3 protein-coding genes and 1 riboswitch are annotated in these 3,553 nt (G+C 49.3%); all 3 genes read left to right on the top strand.

The window, feature by feature from the left end; genetic code table 11:
* Nucleotides 1–163 precede the first annotated feature (163 nt).
* Nucleotides 164–243: riboswitch (adenosylcobalamin-variant (AdoCbl-variant) riboswitch) on the top strand.
* An 8-nt stretch (nucleotides 244–251) separates the two neighbouring features.
* The 3 genes from cobG to QUB77_RS31365 all read left to right on the top strand — a co-directional run bounded on the left by cobG (nucleotide 252) and on the right by QUB77_RS31365 (nucleotide 3,323).
* Nucleotides 252–1,832, top strand: a complete 1,581-nt coding sequence (gene cobG / locus QUB77_RS31375; protein ID WP_333180920.1) for a precorrin-3B synthase — start codon at nucleotides 252–254, stop codon at nucleotides 1,830–1,832.
* Nucleotides 1,833–1,986: 154 nt separating this feature from the next.
* Nucleotides 1,987–2,616: a precorrin-8X methylmutase gene (locus QUB77_RS31370; protein ID WP_333180918.1), complete on the top strand. Its 630-nt coding sequence runs from the start codon at nucleotides 1,987–1,989 to the stop codon at nucleotides 2,614–2,616.
* The gene (locus QUB77_RS31365) at nucleotides 2,613–3,323 is read left to right on the top strand and encodes a precorrin-2 C(20)-methyltransferase (RefSeq protein ID WP_333180916.1); all 711 of its coding nucleotides are present in this window, start codon (nucleotides 2,613–2,615) and stop codon (nucleotides 3,321–3,323) included. The genes QUB77_RS31370 and QUB77_RS31365 overlap by 4 nt, the downstream gene beginning before the upstream one ends.
* Nucleotides 3,324–3,553 lie beyond the last annotated feature (230 nt).

The raw sequence follows: 3,553 nt of genomic DNA, 5'->3' as shown, positions 1-3,553 counted from the left end.
AGGTTTGTAAAGGGGTTGAGCGACAGTTAAACTGATGACTGTGATTAGGAAAGCTGATGAAAGGAGAGAGAGGGGCGTAGCTTGCGGGGCCCGACGCCATGGCCAGGGGTTTTGTTAAGAAAGTTGAGGGTTTTGCTTTCTGTCGGTCAGCTCGTGATACCTTTCTAAAACCTGAAAGCGGGAAAGTCCGGTGCAATTCCGGCGCTGTGCCGCAACTGTAAAAGTCAGAATGCCGATTTCGGGGGCGCTTTGTGGGCGTTTACTTTTGGATTCCCTGCGTAGCACGGGGAGGAGATTATTTGTTAGCTTTGACTGATTTGCCGACTTGTCCGGGTTTATTTTACGGTTCCCAAGCCCGAGACGGAGTTTTATCGAGAATGCGGATTCCGGGGGGAATTTTAAACGCGCAGCAGTGTCGGACGATCGCCGATTTGGCCGATCAATACAGTACCGGCTGTTTGCAAGTGACAAATCGGGCAAATTTGCAAATCCGAGAAGTGAACTCGGAAATGGCCCCGGAAGTCTGGAACCGCTTGCAGGAATTGGGGATAGCGTCTCGCCGCGTTGAAGTTGACCCGATTCGCAATATTATGGCAAGTCCGACAGCCGGGATCGATCGCCAGCAGTTACTCGATACTCGCCCGCTAGTCAAAGCTTGGGATGATTACCTGCAAACACATTCCGAGTTGTCGGAACTTTCGCCTAAGTTCAGTATTGGGTTGGATGGCGGGGAATCGGTTTCGATCCAGGCTTTACGCAACGATATTTTATTAGCTGTTGAAGGGCTTTCAACCCAATCAGGAATCGTTTTTCGGCTGGATTTAAACGGTGATACAGGAATTTTAATCCAAGAATCGCAATGTATTTCAGTATTAGCCGCCCTCGCTAACACCTATCTTGAATACACCAAAAATCGACCTCGAATTGATGGCAAAAAACCGCGTTTGCGTCACCTGCTGGCAGATTGGGGCGCTGAAAGTTATCTAGAAAGGGTACAGCAGAATTTACCATTTTTATGGCAATTCACATCAGACACCTTTCCCCAAAAAAGGCAAGATGCCTGTTCCAAAAAGAGTGAATTTCCTTGTGGGGTGGGCATCTTGCCCGCCCGCTCGATTATCGCCTCATCTGAAAAATCCATCACCCATCACCGACATCTCGGCATTCATCCTCAACGACAGTCGGGTTTCTCCTACATGGGAATTGCACTGCCTCTGGGTAGGCTAGAATCAAAGCAACTGCGGAATTTGGCGAATTTAGCCCAAAAGGTAGCCAGCGGTACCCTAAGACTTACACCGTGGCAAAATCTGCTGATTTCTGATATACCCAACTCCCAGCTTTTTGAGGTAAAACAGCAAGTCGCCGATTTGGGATTGCACTCATCGGCGACTCGCCTAGATTCGTGCTTGGTGGCTTGTGCCGGCAGCAGTGGCTGTGCGTCGGCGGCCACAGATACTCAAAGTCACGCCCTTGCAATGGCGAGGGATTTAGCACAAAAATTGACGATCGACCTGGCGATTAACATTCATTTCAGCGGTTGCCAAAAGTCCTGCGCCCAGCATCAGCCAATTGATATCACGCTGGTGGGAATTCAGATTGAGCGAGGAGACGAGACGATCGAAGGTTACGACATTTATGCGGGTAGAAAAGATTTGCCCTTCGGACGACAAATTTTTCAGGCGGTGAGTGCCGCCGAGATGCCCGGTGCGATCGAGCGAATGTTGCGAGTGTATCAGCGGTTTCGAGAGCCTGTGGAGTCATTGGGTGAGTTTGTCGATCGGCAGGCGATCGACCAATTGCAGGAGTTGTTGACCATCGAAAATTGGAATTGAAAGTGAAAAAATATCCCCTAAAAACAGACAAATTTTAAGCATTTCTCTTTCTATATCTCTGGAGATTTATTCCTTCGCGTCCTACGCGCCTTCGCGGTTCATTCAAAAAATCTATTTCACAAATTCCACAAAATTCTCATAGCAGTTTTAAACAATGATTGACTACATTCGAGACGGAACAGAAATCTACACCAAATCATTCGCCACAATTCGAGCCGAAGCAGATTTGTCAAGCTTACCGCCCGATTTAGAATCGGTAGCCGTGCGACTAATTCACAGTTGCGGCATGACCGATATTGTTGCAGATTTAGCAGCTTCCCCCGGTGCAGCCACCTGCGGACGCCAAGCCCTCGCCGCAGGTGCGCCGATTCTGTGCGATGCCCGGATGGTGGCCGAAGGCATCACTCGCAAACGCCTTCCCGCTGACAATCCGGTGATTTGCACCCTCTGGCATTCCGAAATCCCAGAGTTGGCGCGGCAAATCGGAAATACTCGATCGGCCGCAGCCCTTGATTTATGGCTGGACAAATTGCAGGGTGCGGTTGTGGCAATTGGCAATGCCCCGACTGCTTTGTTCCGACTGCTGGAAATGCTGGATGCCGGAGCACCTAAACCGGCTTTAATTCTGGGTTTCCCGGTAGGATTTGTCGGGGCCGCCGAATCCAAAGCCGAACTGGCCGCCAACAGTCGGGGAGTGCCATTTATTACGTTGCACGGGCGGCGCGGTGGCAGTGCAATGGCAACGGCGGCCGTGAATGCGTTAGCGAAAAAGGATGAATTATGACTGAAGGTACGGGTAAATTGTACGGTTTGGGTATTGGCCCTGGCGATCCTGAGTTGATTACTTTGAAAGCTTATCGGATTTTGCAATCGGTGCCGGTGATTGCCTATCCGGCTATGGAAAATGGTAAGGTGCTGGCGCGGGCGATCGTTGCTGATTACCTGCGCCCGGAGCAAATTGAGATTCCGATGCCGTTGCCTTTTAGTCCGACGCGATCGTCTCAACCTTATTATGATATTGCTGCCGAGAAAATTGCCGCACATCTGAGCGAGGGGCGGGATGTGGCGGTGCTATGTGAGGGCGAACCTTTTCTCTACGGTTCGTTTATGTATCTATTCAACCGTTTGTCGGGGACATTTACCACTGAAGTTGTGCCGGGAATTTCTTCGACAATGGCGAGTGCGGCTGCGCTGGGAGTGCCGCTGACTTATCGTAACGATGTGTTAAGTATTATGCCTGCGACGCTGGATGCTGAGGTTTTGCGCGATCGACTGGCGGTTGTTGATGCTGCTGTGATTATTAAGCTGGGCCGGCATTTTGCGAAAGTCCGGGACGTGCTGATTGAGTTGGGACAGTTCGATCGAGCACTGTATATAGAACGCGCAACTATGCCCAATCAGCGAATTCGGGCGATCGCAGATGTCGATCCCGCTGAAGTTCCCTATTGGGCGCTCATTATGATACCTAGCCAGCAAAAGTCTGTATCTTAATATTTCCATGCCTGAAGGCGACGCGCTTCCAGGCTTTACCTACTTTTTGGTGCATTCTTACCTGTTTATCCAGTTTTATTCATATTGATTAGTGAAACTTATAACTCTCATTAGTTAATCTGTTGTTAAAATACTTTACAAACCTTAGAATATGCTTTATGTTTATTTACATGGCGGAACACAAAGCCGTCACGAACATTGAAAACCAAATAAAGCAATCATAAACAAAT

Source organism: Microcoleus sp. AT9b-C3 (assembly GCF_036705485.1).
Classification (GTDB): Bacteria; Cyanobacteriota; Cyanobacteriia; order Cyanobacteriales; family Microcoleaceae; genus Microcoleus.
This window is presented reverse-complemented; position numbering and strand designations above follow the sequence as displayed.